Annotated in this window: 15 protein-coding genes and 1 pseudogene; 15 read left to right on the forward strand and 1 reads right to left on the reverse strand. The window is 51.5% G+C overall.

The window, feature by feature from the left end:
* From ACTQ3A_RS08800 to ACTQ3A_RS08845, 10 genes and pseudogenes are all read left to right on the forward strand, one after another.
* Positions 1 to 105, forward strand: a pseudogene (locus ACTQ3A_RS08800) (class I SAM-dependent methyltransferase); the annotation flags it as partial.
* 41 nt (positions 106 to 146) lie between these two features.
* Positions 147 to 1,367, forward strand: coding sequence for a tetracycline efflux MFS transporter Tet(40) (tet(40), locus tag ACTQ3A_RS08805; protein WP_441099384.1), 1,221 nt, complete (start codon positions 147 to 149; stop codon positions 1,365 to 1,367).
* A gap of 170 nt (positions 1,368 to 1,537) precedes the next feature.
* Positions 1,538 to 2,776 (forward strand): IS1634 family transposase, encoded by a 1,239-nt coding sequence (locus ACTQ3A_RS08810; protein WP_441099385.1) that lies wholly within the window; start codon positions 1,538 to 1,540, stop codon positions 2,774 to 2,776.
* On the forward strand, positions 2,776 to 3,009 hold the full coding sequence (locus tag ACTQ3A_RS08815) for a hypothetical protein (RefSeq protein WP_279200720.1): 234 nt from the start codon (positions 2,776 to 2,778) through the stop codon (positions 3,007 to 3,009). The genes ACTQ3A_RS08810 and ACTQ3A_RS08815 overlap by 1 nt, the downstream gene beginning before the upstream one ends.
* Positions 3,002 to 3,166 (forward strand): hypothetical protein, encoded by a 165-nt coding sequence (locus ACTQ3A_RS08820; RefSeq protein ID WP_279200722.1) that lies wholly within the window; start codon positions 3,002 to 3,004, stop codon positions 3,164 to 3,166. The genes ACTQ3A_RS08815 and ACTQ3A_RS08820 overlap by 8 nt, the downstream gene beginning before the upstream one ends.
* A gap of 193 nt (positions 3,167 to 3,359) precedes the next feature.
* Entirely contained in the window at positions 3,360 to 4,025 is a 666-nt protein-coding gene (locus ACTQ3A_RS08825; protein ID WP_441099387.1) for a 4Fe-4S binding protein, read from the forward strand.
* A gap of 1 nt (position 4,026) precedes the next feature.
* Complete coding sequence (locus ACTQ3A_RS08830) at positions 4,027 to 4,170, forward strand: hypothetical protein (RefSeq protein WP_441099388.1); 144 nt, start codon at positions 4,027 to 4,029, stop codon at positions 4,168 to 4,170.
* A 48-nt stretch (positions 4,171 to 4,218) separates the two neighbouring features.
* On the forward strand, positions 4,219 to 5,163 hold the full coding sequence (locus tag ACTQ3A_RS08835; protein WP_441099389.1) for an SIR2 family NAD-dependent protein deacylase: 945 nt from the start codon (positions 4,219 to 4,221) through the stop codon (positions 5,161 to 5,163).
* Positions 5,164 to 5,367: 204 nt separating this feature from the next.
* Positions 5,368 to 6,216 carry a protein-ADP-ribose hydrolase gene (locus ACTQ3A_RS08840; RefSeq protein WP_441099390.1) on the forward strand — a complete coding sequence of 283 codons (849 nt, stop codon included), beginning with the start codon at positions 5,368 to 5,370 and terminating at the stop codon, positions 6,214 to 6,216.
* A 151-nt stretch (positions 6,217 to 6,367) separates the two neighbouring features.
* Positions 6,368 to 6,811, forward strand: coding sequence for an Rrf2 family transcriptional regulator (locus ACTQ3A_RS08845; RefSeq protein ID WP_441099391.1), 444 nt, complete (start codon positions 6,368 to 6,370; stop codon positions 6,809 to 6,811).
* Positions 6,812 to 7,033: 222 nt separating this feature from the next.
* Here ACTQ3A_RS08845 and ACTQ3A_RS08850 read toward each other — a convergent pair whose 3' ends face one another.
* A complete protein-coding gene (locus ACTQ3A_RS08850) occupies positions 7,034 to 8,272 on the reverse strand; it encodes a helix-turn-helix transcriptional regulator (RefSeq protein WP_441099392.1) in 1,239 nt (412 codons plus the stop codon).
* 193 nt (positions 8,273 to 8,465) lie between these two features.
* On the opposite strand from ACTQ3A_RS08850, the gene ACTQ3A_RS08855 reads away from it, so the two are divergent.
* From ACTQ3A_RS08855 to ACTQ3A_RS08875, 5 genes are read left to right on the forward strand one after another with little or no spacing between them, the layout of a single operon-like run.
* On the forward strand, positions 8,466 to 9,983 hold the full coding sequence (locus tag ACTQ3A_RS08855) for an MFS transporter (protein ID WP_441099393.1): 1,518 nt from the start codon (positions 8,466 to 8,468) through the stop codon (positions 9,981 to 9,983).
* Between the two features lie 10 nt (positions 9,984 to 9,993).
* Complete coding sequence (locus ACTQ3A_RS08860) at positions 9,994 to 12,141, forward strand: glycoside hydrolase family 2 TIM barrel-domain containing protein (protein ID WP_441495296.1); 2,148 nt, start codon at positions 9,994 to 9,996, stop codon at positions 12,139 to 12,141.
* Positions 12,138 to 12,983 (forward strand): sugar phosphate isomerase/epimerase family protein, encoded by an 846-nt coding sequence (locus tag ACTQ3A_RS08865; protein WP_441099395.1) that lies wholly within the window; start codon positions 12,138 to 12,140, stop codon positions 12,981 to 12,983. The genes ACTQ3A_RS08860 and ACTQ3A_RS08865 overlap by 4 nt, the downstream gene beginning before the upstream one ends.
* Position 12,984: 1 nt before the next feature.
* Positions 12,985 to 15,249 carry a family 78 glycoside hydrolase catalytic domain gene (locus ACTQ3A_RS08870; protein ID WP_441099396.1) on the forward strand — a complete coding sequence of 755 codons (2,265 nt, stop codon included), beginning with the start codon at positions 12,985 to 12,987 and terminating at the stop codon, positions 15,247 to 15,249.
* Positions 15,233 to 17,023 (forward strand): family 43 glycosylhydrolase, encoded by a 1,791-nt coding sequence (locus ACTQ3A_RS08875; protein WP_441494638.1) that lies wholly within the window; start codon positions 15,233 to 15,235, stop codon positions 17,021 to 17,023. Before ACTQ3A_RS08870 ends, ACTQ3A_RS08875 begins: the two co-directional genes overlap by 17 nt.
* Positions 17,024 to 17,038: the final 15 nt, after the last annotated feature.

Consider the following 17,038-nt stretch of genomic DNA (forward strand, 5'->3'; position numbering starts at 1 on the left):
TTTGTCATTGATGGATTTTATGAAGAATGTTTTAAAACCAACAAAGAAATTCCTATGGTAATGATAGTAAGGCTTAAGAAGGTAAAACGTGATAGCTTAAAATAAATTCAAACAACCCACTGATTCGTAAAGGAGAATGTAACTTCATGTTTGCTAAAAATTCAAAGGCATATTCTGTCTACCTGCTGTTCCGATTTGTCTTTTCCCTGGCGGTTTCTATGTCCACAGTGCTTTCCAACGTGTACCTCCTGGAGGTGGTGCAGCTGGATGCTTTCCAGCTTGTCCTGGTAGGGACGGTTCTGGAGACCTCCTGCTTTCTGTTCGAGATACCCACCGGTGTGGTGTCGGATTTGTATAGCCGTCGGCGCTCGGTGCTGATTGGAATGTTCCTCTACGGCCTGGGCTTTCTGATGGAGGGTGCGCTACCGTGGTTCGCGCCGGTTCTGCTGGCCCAGGTTGTCTGGGGTTGCGGTGATACCTTCATCACCGGCGCTCTGGAGGCGTGGATTGCCTCGGAGGAAGAGGACAAACCCATAGACAAGGTGTTCCTGCGGGGCAGTCAAATGGGGCAAATCGGCGGCGTTCTGGGCGTGGTGCTGGGCACACTGCTGGGAAACATAAACCTGCAAATGCCTGTCATCTTGGGGGGCAGTTTGTGCTTGTTGTTGGGGCTGGTGTTGGTTCGCATCATGCCAGAAACCAACTTCTCCCCTGCTATTGAGGAACGGCAGGGCTTGCTTAAAGACTTTGTCTGCCTGTTCAAGCTCAACCTGGGCTTTGTGAAAGGCGCACCTGTGTTGCGGGCGCTCTTAGCAATCACACTATGCGGGGGACTTGCCAGTGAAGGCTTTGACCGGCTCTCCACCGCTCATTTTCTGGATGACACGGTAATACCCGTTATCGGGCCGCTGAACAGCGTCACTTGGTTCGGTGTTATCAGTCTTATCGGCAGCGGCTTAGGTATTCTGGCTTCTCAGTTGCTCATCGCCCGCATGGAGAAAAAAGGGACTGTCAGCCGAACCAGTGTGGTCATGTCCACCAGCGCCGGGTATATCCTGTGCCTGGTTCTCTTCGCGGTGGGGCGGAGCTTTTGGTTCATGTTGTTGGTGTTCCTGCTGGCGGGGCTTATGCGCACCATCAAGGAGCCTGTGCTGGCCGCCTGGATGAACGACCATGTGGATGAGAAAATGCGCGCCACAGTCTTTTCCACCAGCGGACAGCTGGACTCTTTCGGGCAGATCATCGGCGGGCCTATTGTGGGGCTGGTAGCCCAGCAGGTGTCCATACCCTGGGGGCTGGTCTGTACCGCTTTCCTGCTGTTGCCCGCGCTGTTCTTAGTGCCGGTGGCGGGAAAGAAGCGGGATTGATATGGCATAGTTAAGTTTACTGACGAGCGGGAGATTACTTCCGCTCGTCTTCATTTAGTAGCGCAAAATTTGAGGACTCTTTATTTCCTTATTCGGTATAGCGGAGGCGGCTGTCAATTCGACATAATTTTCTTGTGATACTTTACCGTACATGAGCATTTACGCAGGAAATGAAGCAGTACAGTGATTCCAGGGTCTCTGATTTTTTCCGTGAACTCAATGAAGAACAGCGCCAGAACTTCCTGGAATTATGGAATAAGAAATCTGATAAGGATGAGCGGATCTACATATCTTATGATTCAACCAACAAGAACTGTGAGGCCGGAGATATCAGCATGGTCGAGTTTGGTGCCGCCAAGGTGGATACAGGAGCGCCGATCTTCAACTATGCAGTAGGGTTTGATACCAGTAATGAGCTTCCTCTCCTGTATGAGAAATATCCCGGAAGTATCAATGATGTTTCGCAGCTTCAGTACATGATTGCCAAAGTGAAGAGCTACGGATACAGAAACATTGGTTTTATTCTTGACCGGGGATATTTCAGCAAAGAAAACCTGAATTTCATGGACCAGAATGGTTTTTCGTTTGTTATTATGGTGAAAGGATTGAAGGACCTGGTCAGAGACCTGGTTCTGAAGAACAAAGGAACTTTTGAAAGTGAATGGGGTTCCCAGGTCCCTGAGTTTGGTGTATATGGAAAAACAATTCATACATTCATCTATTCTTCCGATACAAAGAAAAGATATGTGCATCTTTATTACAACGCGGGGAAAGCTGCCGGTGAAAGATACGATTTCGAGACAAAACTGCTTGAGATGCAGAAGTATCTGGAGCAGTACAGGGACACAGACCGGGAATTCGGGCCTGCATTTCATAAGTACTTTCATATGCATTACAACAAAGAGAATCACCACTTTGTTTATGCTGAACCGAATCTTCCGGCCATCCGTGATGCATTGAATCTCTGCGGATACTTCGTCATCATTACTTCAGAAAAAATGGACCACAAAGATGCCATCACACTGTATAAGAGCAGAGACAGTTCAGAGAAGCTCTTCCGGGCGGACAAGTCATATCTGGGCAACAGCAGCCTTCGTGTAGCGTCGGACGAAGCTGCAGCGAACAAGATCTTTATTGGATTTATTGCTCTGATTATCCGGTGCAGGATGTACACAAAGCTTCGTGATAAGGCAAGAAGCATGGTGAAAAAGCCGAACTATCTTACGGTCCCGGCTGCTGTGCGGGAGCTGGAGAAGATCGAGATCTGCAGGCAGGCAGACCATGCATACCGGTTGGACCATGCAATAACAAAAACACAGAAAGAGATCCTTGATGCGTTTGGAATGAATCCTGCGGATGTAAAAGAAACAGCCAGGGGGATCGATAAGATTTTGAAGGGAGAAGTGTGATGGCACGAACAAGAAGATCCGGGATGGAAACACTGGACGAAAAGATAGAGAAAACGGAACAGGCAATCAGCAGGAACCGGGAGCAGTATGACCGTCTGACTGCAGAGCTTGACAAGCTTTTGGAAAAGAAGAAAGCGATCCAAACTGAGGAGCTTATGAAAGCGATAGCTAACAGCCCTCACAGTTATACAGAGATCCTGCAATTTATACAGGGTGGAACTGAAGATGAATGAGAAGAAAACGAAGCCCCAGCTTTGGGAAGAAATCCGAAAATATGAGCAGCTTCAGCTGTGGACAGAGCAGTTTCTCGAAGAACGCGGATTGCTGCAGGAATACAATAAGTATATAAATCAGAAAAAGGAGACATCAGAAGAATTACCTTTTGAGTAAATCAGCTGATCTCTCCATGCTTAAGCAAGTGCTGTTGGGGCTGTTCGAGTTGTAAAAAGACTGGAAGTTCACATCCAGATAAAAAGCTTGACAGAATTAATGTAATAATATATATTACAACTAAAGAATGTAAATTGCAGGCGGAAAATTTTAACAGATCATAGCGATGTAAGGTATACGAGGAGGAAAGTATATGGATGCTCAAAGCTGTCTTAATATTCTGCGGGGAATCAAGGATGTGGCCTTTGCCACGGTGAATGATGAGGGAAAACCGGAGGTCCGGATCATCGACGTGATGATCGTAGAGCAGGATAAGCTGTATTTCTGCACAGGGCGCGGAAAAGATTTTTACCGTCAGCTCCTGAAACACCCGGACGTTGCTGTCACCGGCCTCAACAAGGATTTTCAAATGGTCCGGCTGTCGGGTAAGGCAGAAAAACTTGCGGATCAGAGACAGTGGATTGACCGTATTTTCGAGGAAAATCCGGTGATGAACGGCGTGTATCCGGGAGAAAGCCGCTATATTCTGGAACCGTTCTGTATAAGCAAAGGAGAACTGGAATTCTTTGATCTAGGAAAAAGCCCGATTTATCGCGAAAGCTTTGTGTTTGGCTGGGAGGAAGCTTCGGACGAGGCGCTGCAGGATACAGAGAAAGAGGCAAAGATTTGTCATGCACCGCGTGAAAAGGGTTTCCTGATCACCGACGCCTGTATCGGCTGCGGAAAGTGTATGCGCGGCTGTCCGCAGCAGTGCATTACGAAGGGAACACCATTCCTGATCCATCAGGAGAACTGCCTGCACTGCGGACTCTGCTTCGAGAACTGCCCGGTTCAGGCAATCGTGCACAGAGGAGAATAAGATGCCGAAGGAATTGCTCGAGAAACCGGCAACAGATTTTGTGAAGAAGCTGGTCGAGAAACAGCGCAGGATGTGCTTCCTTCCGGAAGGGAAGTTGAAGGACTGCGAGTACTGCGGCGCGGCATGCGGAGAAGTCGCAGGCTGAGACGGCGGAAAAAAGTTTTCCTTATTTTAATTATAGGAGGAGCACCTGATGTATTTTTTTAATCCAGATAGGATCATGACAGATGATTCGAAAATGAGCTTTGATCAAAAAATTTCTGTGCTGCAGGAACAGCTTGCAAACGCGGATGCGGTTGTAATCGGAGCAGGGAGCGGTCTTTCGACCGCGGCAGGATATACCTACTCGGGAGAGCGATTCGAGAAATATTTTGCGGATTTTGAGAGAAAATATGGGTTTCGGGATATGTATTCCGGAGGTTTCTATCCGTATCAGACGATGGAAGAATTCTGGGGATACTGGTGCAGGAATATCTGGATCAACCGGTACGCACCGATCCCGTCAGATCTCTACGGGCGGCTGCTTGCACTGGTAAAGGATAAAGATTATTTTGTTCTGACGACCAATGTGGATCATTGCTTTCAGAGGAGCGGTTTCGATAAGAAGCGGCTTTTCTATACGCAGGGTGATTATGGCTTGTTCCAGAGCAGTTCCCCTGGCAAAGAGGCGAAGAAAAGGACCTACGATAACTACGAGGTCATCCGCAGGATGATTCTTTCGGAAGGATATCAGATCGAAAAGAATGGAGAACTGATTGTCCCGAAGGACACGAAGATCAGAATGACGGTGCCGTCTGATCTTGTTCCGGTGTGTCCGGATGATGGAAAGTTGATGACTACGAATCTTCGCTGCGACGACAGCTTTGTGGAGGATGAGGGCTGGCATCAGGCAGCGGAGCGGTATCAGGAATTCCTGCGCCGGCACGAACGGCTTCGCGTTCTGTATCTGGAACTCGGGGTCGGCATGAACACGCCCGTCATCATAAAATTTCCATTCTGGGAATACACAAAGAAGAATCCGAATGCCTTCTATGCGTGCGTAAACCTGGGCGAAGCTGGCTGCAGCCGGGAGATCGTGAAGAGGAGTGTCTGCATTGATAAGGGAATCGGAGAAGTTCTGAATAGACTTGGAGTCTGAAGACTTATTATTGTTTGCTTGTTTGATTCTGTGGCATAAGAGGGTCAGAGAGTAGGATTCTCTGGCATAAGAGGGTTAGAGAGTAGGATTCTATGACATAAGAGGATCCGAGAGTATGCTTCTATGGCGTCAGAGGATCAGAGACATACAGACTTAATTTGTTGGTCTGACGAGGTCAGATTCCCGGTTACAGGAGGAAAATATATGAATGATAAGGAACAGATGGAAAAACTTCATTTTCTGATTAAGTGTCTGGAAACAGAAATGCCGGAGTATGCGGGATATGCTCTTCCAGATGACCCGAAGCAGGCATTTGATCTCTATCGGGCACTCTGCAATGTCCGTATGCCGTCGGGGGATACCGGACATACATTACCGGATGATTTTTATACGGTGCAGTCGGAAGTTTTAAAAGGCATCACCGTGGAAAAGGGAATCACTGAGGCAGCGGACCTGCCGCCGGCCGGGCTGGATCATCGTCTTTTTCTATGGCAGGGGGATATCACGACGCTTAAGGCCGATGCGATTGTGAATGCTGCCAATTCCCAGATGCTCGGGTGCTTCTCTCCGCTACATGGCTGCATAGACAACATGATTCACACCATGGCAGGTGTGGAACTGCGGGAAAAGTGTTATCAGATTATGAAAGCGCAGGGGCATGAGGAGCCTACTGGCGAGGCAAAGATCACGCCGGGCTATAATCTTCCCGCGCGCTATGTGATTCATACGGTTGGACCGATTGTGTCCGGTTGGCTTACCGGGAAGGATAAGGAACTGCTGGCCTCCTGCTATCGGTCGGTTCTTTCCACAGCCTCCGGTCATCAGCTGGAATCTGTTGCGTTTTGTTGCATATCCACCGGTGTATTCCATTTTCCGCAGGACAAGGCGGCAGAAATTGCCGTGAGTACGGTAAGAGGCTGGCTTGATGCACATCCGGAGTCCTCCGTGCATCGTGTCATTTTTAATGTGTTTAAGGAGAGCGACCGTGAAATTTACCGGGAGATTTTATATCCATCGGGTACAAATGCCCGGATGGGGCAAAATCAAAAGTGATGTAATATACGATAAAGGGAGAGGTTTTGTGCAGAGGTCAACGAGAGGTACGATAGAGGGAGAGGCTTTGTGCAGAGGTCGACAAGAGGTACGATAGAGGGAGAGGCTTTGTGCAGATATCAACGAGAGGTATGATAGAGGGGGAAATTTTATGCAGATATCAACGAAATTTACGATAGCGATTCACATCCTGGCGGCGGTGGAATATTTTGGCAAAGAGGAAAAGGTGACCAGCGATTTTCTTGCGTCAAGCATCGGGAGCAACCCGGTGATCATCCGTAATCTTATGTCGGATCTCAAAAATGCCGGGCTGATTGAAATCAAGAGAGGGCCGGGAGGCATTGCGATTACAAGGCCGCTGGATCAGATTACGTTTTATGATGTGTATGAAGCTGTGGAGAAGAACAAGGAAGATCTCTTCCACTTCCATGACAATACGAATCCTCTGTGCCCGGTCGGCAGAAATATCCACGCCTCGCTGTATGGCAAATTGCAGGATGTTCAGAAAGATTTTGAAGAAAGCCTGAAAAAGCATAGGCTCAGTGATGTGATCTCTGATCTCTACAAAGAAATACAGACAGAGAAAGCTGGATGAATTTCCTGGTTTTCCCAAATCAGGACGCAATGCGCCCTGATTTGAGCTGGACACATGATCATTATCGTCAGCTGATAAAGATAGAAGATCGTGGTCTGCCTGCTCATAGCTGTATGCGCCGGCAGATTGAAATAAACTGCAAATCTGATAGCAATCACCTCCGTCCGGAGAATTGATCCGCACCTTAACAGAGGTTGAAATAAACTGCAAATCTGATAGCAATCACTGCGGTGTTTTGTGTTTCTTACGATACTGAGCGGGCGTGCAGCCTGCGGTGTCACGGAAGCTCTGGATAAAATAGTTGACCGTGTTGAAAGCAAGGCACTCCGAGATTTCACGAACGCTCATGTCGGTGGATTCCAGCAGTACCTTGGCGCGTTTCACCTTGGCGAGGCGGATATACTGGCTGACTGAAATACCGGTTTCTTTCTTGAATTTCTCCGTCAGATAGTATTCCGTATAACCCACGAGCGAGGCCATTTCGGAGACGCGGATTTTCCGGTCAAGGCTAAGTTCGATGTAGTCGCAGCATTTCTGAATTTCGTGGGAATAGCCCGGATTTGTGCGCAGATAATGGACTCGGTAGATAAAGTCATGATACATGGCGTCTGCCAGTGCGGAAAGCTCGCCGGAATCCTTGCTGTCCTCCACAGCCTGGAGATAAGAGTCACCTACTGCGTAAGCAATTTCAGGCGACAAGCCGGCTTCCATGGCCGCGCGGCTGACCAGGGTTGTAAAGACGACAACACTGGTCTTTGACTGTCTCAGCGGATCAGCACTTTTAATGGGTACGCCAGGGCTGAGGTCAATGCTGCGCTGAATAATGGTATGGTAATTGATATCGCCGTTGCGTACCATCTGCAGCATGGCGCGTTCGGACAGCCATATTTTTTCCCGATTTCGCGTGTCGACGGGCACAATTTTGTCCTCGGGAGAGGAACTTATGGAACCCAGTACCTCAGGGCCGAGCTGTCTACCTGTCAGGGTGTTGTGCACAAGCATTACATAGCGTGAGAAAATGGCGTAGGGCATCACCGGCATCCGCGGAAGCGCGGCGATCAGATTTCTGCTCCAGCGGGCATTTTCGTGTGTGTCAATAAACGGTCGAAGAGATGTGCGCAGCTGCTGCTCGGAAGGCTCCGTGTAGAACACGGGGCCGATCACGAAGATCAGGCTTTGCTTTCGCTCATCCTCAAAGGTGACAGCCCATTGCATCCCGATCGACGAGCCGATCAGAAAGGGAACACTATGATCAGTATTTTTTGTAATCTTTTGTAACTTCTCATTTGCTCCGAGAATGGAAAAAGCCTTTGCAAGAAGCTCCGAGTTTTCTGCGGGACAGGTGGAAGCGATCAGGTCACAATTCTCGTTGTAGCACCACACATACAGCTTTTCGTTGCTGGAAATAATAGATTCAAGCAGAAGAAGATTCTCTTCTCCCCGCGTCATGTCATGATCCATAAGTCTTATGCACCCCCGTTCCGCTGGCCTTTTTTTTCACTGTATCACAATTATCCCACACGAACAATAATCATCCTGAATTTTTGTAATTTTTGCAGGATTATTGGCTTTACGGCCGTCCGTACTGTTTGGTATGATGCCATTGCAGACGAAGAAATCCCCAAAAATCAACAAAAAAACAGGAGATAATACAATGGAAGAAGAAAAACTCACGCAAAGTCAGATCGACGGTGTTGAATATCGCCGTGCCAAACTCTGGCAGATTATTCTTGTCGCATTCAACGCCTTTAACGGCATGGCCGTGTATTTCCTGATTGGCCTTGCCAGCTACTCGGCCAGCATCGGGTACGGCATCGCAACAGTGGTAGTCGGCGGTCTGCTGACCTTTACCCGCATTTTTGATGCGATTACCGATCCGTTGCTTGCCTTTGTGTATGACCGCTTCAACACACCCTTCGGCAAAGTTCGTCCGCTGCTGTTCATCGGCTGGGTGATCGAGTGTACCGGGCTCCTGTGCCTTTTCAATGTGTTCTCCAGCAAAGGACACGGCATCCCCGTGTTCCTGGCATGCTATATGATTTATGTAGTTGGCTACACCATTGTGAACATTACCGCTCAGACCATCCCTGCCCTGATGACCAATGATCCGAAGCAGCGCCCGACCGTTGGTGTTTGGCAGACTGCCCTCAATTACATCACACCGATGGCTCTGAACATCATTGTTTACACCAAAATCATGCCGGCAATGGGCGGCGGCTTCAATCAGGATTTCCTGAACGTGGTCTGCTGGATGTGCATTGCCATCTCCTTTATCGGTGTCGTTCTTGTCAGTATCGGTGTTTCTGAGTACGACAGGCCCGAAAACTTCAGGGGCATCGGCAAGACAGAGCGCCTCAAGCTGAAGGACATGGTCGACGTGCTTTGCCACAATAAGCCGCTGCAGAGTTACATCATATCCGCCTCTTCCGATAAGATTGCCCAGCAGGCTGCTTCCGCCTCCATCGTCAGCACGATGCTCAACGGCATTCTGATCGGCAATATGGGCCTGGCGACTATGCTGAGCATGATCGGTATGTTCCCCTCCATCATTTTCGCCATTGTCGGTGCGCATTACGCCGGTAGGCACGGCAACAAGGAATCCATCATCGCCTGGACCCGCTACAGCCTCTTTGCTAACGTCGCCATGATTGTGTTTTTCATTATCACGAAATATACTGTCGGCACAACAGCGATCTCCTCATCTCAGCTTTTTAAGACAATCTTCGTTGTTCTGACCTTTACCGTTAACGGTTTTGCCATGTGCGTCACCACCGCCAACACCGGCTTTATAGCCGATATTATCGACTTTGAGCTGGACCGCAATGGCAAATACATCCCTGCCGTTGTGACCGGCACTTACAGTCTGGTGGACAAGATCGTGTCTTCTTTATCCGCTGCTATCGCCACAGGCTGTGTTGCCCTGATCGGCTATACCTCCACCATGCCCCAGCCTACTGATCCGCAGACGGACAGTATCTTTTGGATGACAATGTTCCTGCGCTACGGTCTTGCAGTCCTGGGCTTCATCTGCACGCTGCTGGCCATGCGCAAGTGCAAGCTTGGCCGCGCCGAGATGGTTGAAGTACAGAAACGCATCAACGCGAAGAAATCAGCAGCGCAGGAAGAACTATTCGACAAAGAACTTCATAAGGGAGATTTGAAAAATGCGTAAAATTACCACCTTGACAGACGGTTGGCGTTTCGGGAAGAGCCGGGATGCCATGATCGAGAACGTCACACTGCCGCACACCTGGAACGCTGTTGACGGACAGGATGGAGGCAATGATTATTATCGCGGTACCTGCTGGTATATGCGCGAGCTTACAGAGGAGGAGACAGCAGGTGAGCGCCTGTTTCTGGAAATCAATGGCGCTGCCAACACCTGCGAGGTCTGGCTCAATGGCGAACGGCTGACTCATCATGAAGGAGGTTACTCCACATTCCGCGTGGAACTGAGCGGGAAGCTGCAAAAGCAAAAGAAGAATCTGCTGGAAATCTCTGTAAGCAATGAGGAAAATTCGACGGTCTACCCCCAGAAGGCAGATTTCACCTTCTACGGCGGTTTGTACCGGTCGGTAAATCTGATTTCCGTTCCGGAGGAACATTTTGAATTATTAAAGGACGGAACCCCCGGCATCAAGGTCACACCAGTGGTGGATCTTGAAAGTAAAAGCGCCACGGTTACGGTGGAAACCTGGCATAATGGCAAGTCGGTCGATATCACCGTCAACGGCGAGACCCGGACTGTAGAGCACTGCGCTGAGTTTGTCATCGAAAACGTTCATCTTTGGGATGGATTGAATGATCCCTATCTCTATACTGCGACGGCAAAGCTGCCTTCAGGAGATGAGGTTTCCACACGTTTCGGGTGCCGTGTCTTTACCTTCGACTCAGAGAAGGGCTTCTTCCTCAACGGCCGCAGTTACCCGCTGCGCGGCGTGAGTCGTCATCAGGACCTCAAGGGCAAGGGCAACGCCCTCTCTTATGAGGATCATGCTGCCGATATGGCCATCATCCGCGAACTTGGCGCAAACTCGCTGCGGCTTGCCCATTACCAGCATGCGCAGGAGTTCTATGATCTCTGCGATGAAAACGGTATCGTGGTCTGGGCGGAGATCCCGTATATCACGATGCACATGCAAAACGGGCGGCAGAACACGCTCGATCAGATGCGCGAGCTGATTACCCAGTGCTACAACCACCCCTGCATTGCGGTCTGGGGCCTTTCCAATGAGATCACCGCGGCGAGCGCCGTGAACGAGGATCTGCTGGAGAACCACCGTGCGCTCAACGCTCTTTGCCATCGCATGGATCCCACGCGCCTGACCACGATGGCCAATGTTTTTATGCTGGAGATCGATAGTCCCATTCTCGAGATTCCCGATATCAACAGCTACAATCTGTATTTCGGCTGGTATCTGGGGGAGCTGGAACAGACCGATGAGTTCTTTGACGAGTACCACGCGAAGTATCCGGAACGTGTCATCGGATTCTCGGAGTACGGTGCGGACGCCAACCCCGCCTATCATTCTTCTAATCCCCAAAAGGGAGATTACACCGAAGAGTATCAGGCACTCTATCACGAGCACATGCTCGCCATGATCGAGGCGAGGCCTTATCTCTGGGCAACATACGTGTGGAACCTCTTTGATTTTGCGGCAGACGGCCGCGACGAGGGCGGCAAGCATGGCGAGAATCAGAAGGGGCTTGTGACCTTTGATCGTCAACTGCGAAAGGACGCTTTTTATCTCTACAAGGCAGCCTGGAACAAAGAGCAGCCCTTCGTTCACATAACGGGTAAGCGTTATAAAAACCGCGCCGAAGCCGAGACCGAGATCAAGGTCTACTCTAACTGTGATGAAGTGAAGCTTTATGTGGACGACATGCTGATCGGCACGCAGAAGGGCAAGACGATCTTTCGCTTCCGCATCCCGCTGCTGGGCGATCAGATGATCCGCGCCGAGGGCGACGGCTGCAGCGACGTAACGGTGATCCGCCGCGTTGACGTGCCGGATGAAAGCTACATCTTCAACAAGGCTGCGGCCAGCGTCACCAACTGGTTCGATGCGGGCGAAATCGACCCGAACTGCTTTTCTATCAACGACACGCTCGGCGAGATCCGGCAGCATCCGGAGGCCGGGGCGATCGTGAATGCTATGATAGCTAAGGGAGCCTCCGAACGTGGCGACGTGGCCGACGCTGTGAAGGACAATCCCGCACTACAGCGCATGATGGGGCGCATGACCATGATGAGCCTTCTCAAACAGAGCGGTGCGGATGAGAAATCCATCAGGCAACTCAACAGGATATTGCAGGGAATCAAAAAATGAAGACTTATGTTCAACAGATCATGCTGGGTACGGTGACTTCGAATGAAGCACAGGCTCGTGAGACACTGGAAAAAATCAAGGCAGCCGGATATGACGGTCTTGAGCTCAATTCCTTTATGATTCATCCGACCGGGATGCTGGTGCGCATGCTGACGAAAGCGGCCGGCATGCCCACCGGAAAGGGCGGAAAACTCGACTGGCACGCTCTGCTAGCGGAAAGCAATCTTGGCGTTTCCAGCCTTCATACGGATCTCGGCAGCCTGGAGCGTGATGCTTCTGCTGTCGCTGCAGAAGCAAAGAGTTTCGGCACGGATAAGGTCGTAATCACTGGCATGTACCGTTTCGACTATAGCGACGAAAAGGCTTTGCGCGAGTTGGCCGGGCGGCTTAACAGAGTGGGAGAAGTGCTGAAAAAAGAGAGCGTCGAGCTCCTGTACCACAACCACAACGTCGAACTGCTGCTGCTCGGAAGAGGAAAACGTGCTTACGACGTACTGATTGACGAGACTGATCCATGCTTTGTCAGTTTCGAGTTCGACAGTTACTGGTTCACCGATGGCGGGGCAGATGCGAAGAGCTGGATGAAACGACTCGGCAGCAGGATGAAGCTCTGGCATGTCACCGATCGCGGCAGCCGTCAGTCGGGCCCGTCTATCACGCCGATTCTAAAAGCTGACAGCATGGAGCTTGGCACCGGGAACATGGATCTCGATGGTCTGCTCGCGATTGCACAGGAAAACGGCGTGGAGAGTGTCATTCTGGAGAGCCATAGAAACTGGGTGAATAAAGACCCGATCAAAAGTCTGGAAGTCAGCGCCAGCTGGCTGAATGAAAGGAAATAATATGAGTATGCTTTTGCAGAACCGCCTGCCCGCACGATGGGAGGCCAAATGGATCGATCCCGAGGTGCCACATGACAAGGAACAGCGGCAGCCCGCCTCTGTTCTGCGCCGCCGTTTCACAATGGATAATACGGGAAACGCCGTGCTGTATATCACTTGTCACGGTTTGTATGAGGCGGTTCTTAACGGCACGCGCGTCGGCAGCTTCGTGCTGGCACCCGGCACGGGTGACTACCATAAACGATTGTGTGTACAGGCCTACGATGTTTCTGATCTGCTCCGTAAAGGCGAGAATGAGCTGATTGTCACCCTCGGCGACGGCTGGTACCGCGGCTGCGTAGGCATTGACGGGCTGCGGAATTTCTACGGCGAGGATCTCGCCTTGCTCTGCCAGATCGAGCTCGACGGCAAGGCTGCTCTTTGCAGCGATGAAAGCTGGGAGGCCAGTCAGAGCGGACCGATACGCGAAAATGATCTCCAGCAGGGTGAGACATACGATGCACGCATGGAGGAGATTGCCGGCTGGCATGCTGTTACCGTGCGGGACTTCGGCTTTGACCATCTCTGTGGCGAGGCCTTCGTACCGGTCTGTGAGCATGAGCGCTTCGAGGGAAAGCTGATCCGTACGCCGAACGGTGAGACGGTGATCGACTTTGGCCAAAACCTTGCTGGCTATACGGAGATTCGTGTAAGGGCCAAGGAGGGACAGCGAATCGTGATTTGGCACGGCGAGACCCTGGACGAAAACGGCAACTTCACCCAGTCCAATTTTGACCCGGGCGCGCGTAACAAGAACGGGGGCATCCCGCAAAAGCTGGAATACATCTGCAAAGACGGGCTGAACATCTATAAACCGCGCTTCACGATCTTCGGTTTCCGTTACGCAAAGATAGAAGCCGATATTGACCTGACGGATGCGCGGTTCACCTCAATCGCTGTTTACTCCGACATGTCGCAGACTGCGTTTTTCAACTGCGGTAACGCTGAGGTGAACCGCCTCTTTGAAAACTGCCTGTGGTCCATGCGCTCGAATTTCTGTGACATCCCCACCGATTGTCCCACCCGTGAGCGCGCGGGATGGACAGGCGACGCAGGCGTCTTCGCACCGACGGGTCTGATGTTGATGGACTGCGCACCGGTTCTGCGCAAATGGCTTGGCGAGTGCCGGCTGGCGCAGCGCGAGGATGGACTGGTACAGAATATTGCTCCGGTGAACAACTCAGGATCGATGATCTCAAACATGCTGCAGGGTTCCGCCGGCTGGGGCGATGCCTGTGTGCTGGTGCCCTGGGCGATTTATGAGGCTACGGGAGACAGGTCGATTCTTGAGGAAAACTACGACATGATGCGCCGCTGGATGATTTTCTGCGAAAAACGCGCCGCTAAAACACGGCCACAGAATCTCCGGAACCCGTATAAAAAATATCTGGTGGATGAGGGGTTCCACTTCGGGGAGTGGTGCCAGCCGGATGTGGACAACATGGACGCAATGAAAAAGAACATGATGTTCGGCGCGCCGGAGGTTGCCACGGCCTATTATTTCAAGTCTGCCACGCTGATGTCCAAGATTGCCGCGATTCTCGGCAAACAGGAGGAAGCGGATAAATTCAATGAAATCGCGGAGGGCGCAAAGAAGGCATATCGCTATACATGCACAAAGAACTGCGTGATCAAATCTGACCGCCAGTGCGAATACGTGCGCCCCATTGCTTTCGGGCTGCTGGATAGCGGGGAAGCAAAGGCTGCTGCGGAAGCGCTGAATGATCTGGTTGTTCAGAACGGCTATCACCTGAATACCGGTTTTCTCTCTACTCCTGATCTCTGCCGCGTACTCGCGGACTGCGGCTATACGGACACTGCCTATAAGCTTCTGCTGCAGGAAGATTGCCCCGGCTGGCTCTACGCGGTGAAGAAGGGCGCGACCACGACCTGGGAGACCTGGGACGGAGTGCGCAGGGACGGCACGGTGCACGATTCCCTCAATCACTACTCCTACGGAGCAATTGCCGGATGGCTGCTCGATGGTGTCTGCGGTATTCAGTTCAAAGCCGGGAAGCTCACGATCCATCCACATCCACATCCCACCCTTGGGTTTGCCAGGGCTGAGCGGCGTACGCTGTACGGCACGGTCAAAAGCGCCTGGTGCTATAAAAACGGAAGATTGGTCTTTGATATTTCAGTGCCCGCCCCGGCCAGGGTCGAGCTGCCGAACGGGGTAACACACGAAGTTACCAAGGGAGAATACCATTATGAAGTATATCTGTAACCCTATCAATGTTAGCTACCGTTATCAGTTTAATGCCGATCCGCGCAAGGGCGGAGAACTGCAGATCTGCCGTGAGGCAGCCGATCCCTCAATGATTCTTTTCAAGGGTCGTTACTACATCTTCGCGTCCATGACACTGGGTGTCTGGGTGTCGGACGATCTGGCACACTGGGAGAGCTATCGTCTGCCGGAGGGGCTGCCTTTCTATGATTACGCTCCGGATGTACGCGTAATCGGAGATTATGTGTACTTCTGTGCCTCTGCACGCGAGCACAGCTGTGACCGCTGGCGCACGAAAGATGTTCTGAACGGCCCCTATGAGCGCATGGAAGGTTCTTTCCCATTCTGGGATCCGAATCTCTTTCTGGATGACGACGGGCGTGTATATTTCTACTGGGGGTGTTCCAACGAGACGCCAATTTACGGCGTGGAGCTCGATCCAGAGACTATGCTTCCGAGGAACGAAGCGGTTGCTGTCGTAGAAGGCCATCCCTTTGAGATCGGCTACGAGCGCGTCGGTGAGGACAACAGCACACTGCCAGCCTCCGCGGAAGAGGTCGAGGCAAGATATCAGGCATATCTCAAGTCCAGGAACATGACGGAGAGCATGGTCCCTGAAAACCTTCGGCCACTTATCCGCGGCATGTTTTCCAACAAACCCTATATTGAAGGAGCGTGGATGGACAAACATTGCGGGAAGTACTATCTGCAATACGCCGCCCCCGGAACGCAGTACAATACCTATTCCGACGGCGTCTATGTGGGAGAAAGCCCGCTTGGCCCCTTCCGGCTGTCTGAAAACAACCCCTATTCCTACAAGCCGGGCGGCTTCCTTCCTGGTGCGGGTCATGGCTCGACGATGAGGGATAAAAATGGAGGTTTCTGGCATACGGCGACGATGCGAATCTCGGTGAACCATGACTTTGAGCGCCGCGTGGGTCTATGGCCCGCGGGGTTTGATAATGATGGCGAACTCTTCTGCAACCAGCGTTACGGCGACTGGCCGATGGCGCTTGAAGGCGATCCCTGGCGCGATCCGGCCTGGATGCTGCTGAGTGTGGGAAAGGCAGCGACCGCTTCTTCCTTTGTCCCTGGCCACGAACCTTCGATGGCAACGGAAGAGAACGTGCAGACCTGGTGGCGGGCAGCAGGCAACAGCCGCAACGAGTGGCTGTGCGTCGATCTCGGGAAGCAATTCAAGGTGCACGCCGTGCAGGTAAACTTTGCTGATGACAGGATCGACACTCCCTGTCCGGGAGAGATCCGTCCCGGCTCGCAGGCGCGCTACATCGATGAAGCGGAGCGCATTACGCAGTGGAAGCTGGAGGGGAGCGTTGATGGGGAAAAATGGTTTGTCATCGAGGACAAGTCCGACACCGAAACCGATCTTCCCCATGATCTGATCATACGCGAGGAAGGTATTGATGTCCGGTATCTACGCCTGAGCGATATGGCTGTGCCCTTTGAGCAGGCGCCGTGCGTCTCCGGTCTTCGTGTCTTTGGCCTGGGGGATGGCGAAAAGCCAGCCGAGCCGGTCTTTTCTGCTGCGCGAACGGGCGATCTGGACATGGTGGTACAGATCAGGGAACAGATGGACACTTTGGGATACAACATCCTCTTCGGTTCCTCGCCGGAGAAGTTATATCACAGCTATATGATTTTCAAGGCCGGCTCGCAGCGTGTCGGTGCGCTGATCAAGGGCCGTGAATACTATGTTCGTGTGGATGCTTTTAACGAAAACGGTATCACTAGGGGCAAGTGTGTGAAACTGTAAGGGGGGGGGAAGAAA

Origin of the sequence: Bilifractor sp. LCP21S3_F8 (assembly GCF_052117805.1) — a bacterium.
In the GTDB taxonomy this organism is placed as follows: Bacteria; Bacillota; Clostridia; order Lachnospirales; family Lachnospiraceae; genus Bilifractor.

Bases quoted from the DNA above. Each gene is read 5' to 3' on its own strand.
- ACTQ3A_RS08820 (WP_279200722.1), top strand. From the start codon at position 3,002: ATGAATGAGAAGAAAACGAAGCCCCAGCTTTGGGAAGAAATCCGAAAA.
- ACTQ3A_RS08855 (WP_441099393.1), top strand. From the start codon at position 8,466: ATGGAAGAAGAAAAACTCACGCAAAGTCAGATCGACGGTGTTGAATAT.
- ACTQ3A_RS08865 (WP_441099395.1), top strand. From the start codon at position 12,138: ATGAAGACTTATGTTCAACAGATCATGCTGGGTACGGTGACTTCGAAT.
- ACTQ3A_RS08850 (WP_441099392.1), bottom strand. From the start codon at position 8,272: ATGGATCATGACATGACGCGGGGAGAAGAGAATCTTCTTCTGCTTGAA.
- ACTQ3A_RS08825 (WP_441099387.1), top strand. From the start codon at position 3,360: ATGGATGCTCAAAGCTGTCTTAATATTCTGCGGGGAATCAAGGATGTG.
- ACTQ3A_RS08815 (WP_279200720.1), top strand. From the start codon at position 2,776: ATGGCACGAACAAGAAGATCCGGGATGGAAACACTGGACGAAAAGATA.
- ACTQ3A_RS08845 (WP_441099391.1), top strand. From the start codon at position 6,368: ATGCAGATATCAACGAAATTTACGATAGCGATTCACATCCTGGCGGCG.
- ACTQ3A_RS08870 (WP_441099396.1), top strand. From the start codon at position 12,985: ATGAGTATGCTTTTGCAGAACCGCCTGCCCGCACGATGGGAGGCCAAA.
- ACTQ3A_RS08835 (WP_441099389.1), top strand. From the start codon at position 4,219: ATGTATTTTTTTAATCCAGATAGGATCATGACAGATGATTCGAAAATG.
- ACTQ3A_RS08840 (WP_441099390.1), top strand. From the start codon at position 5,368: ATGAATGATAAGGAACAGATGGAAAAACTTCATTTTCTGATTAAGTGT.
- ACTQ3A_RS08830 (WP_441099388.1), top strand. From the start codon at position 4,027: ATGCCGAAGGAATTGCTCGAGAAACCGGCAACAGATTTTGTGAAGAAG.
- ACTQ3A_RS08875 (WP_441494638.1), top strand. From the start codon at position 15,233: ATGAAGTATATCTGTAACCCTATCAATGTTAGCTACCGTTATCAGTTT.
- ACTQ3A_RS08810 (WP_441099385.1), top strand. From the start codon at position 1,538: ATGAAGCAGTACAGTGATTCCAGGGTCTCTGATTTTTTCCGTGAACTC.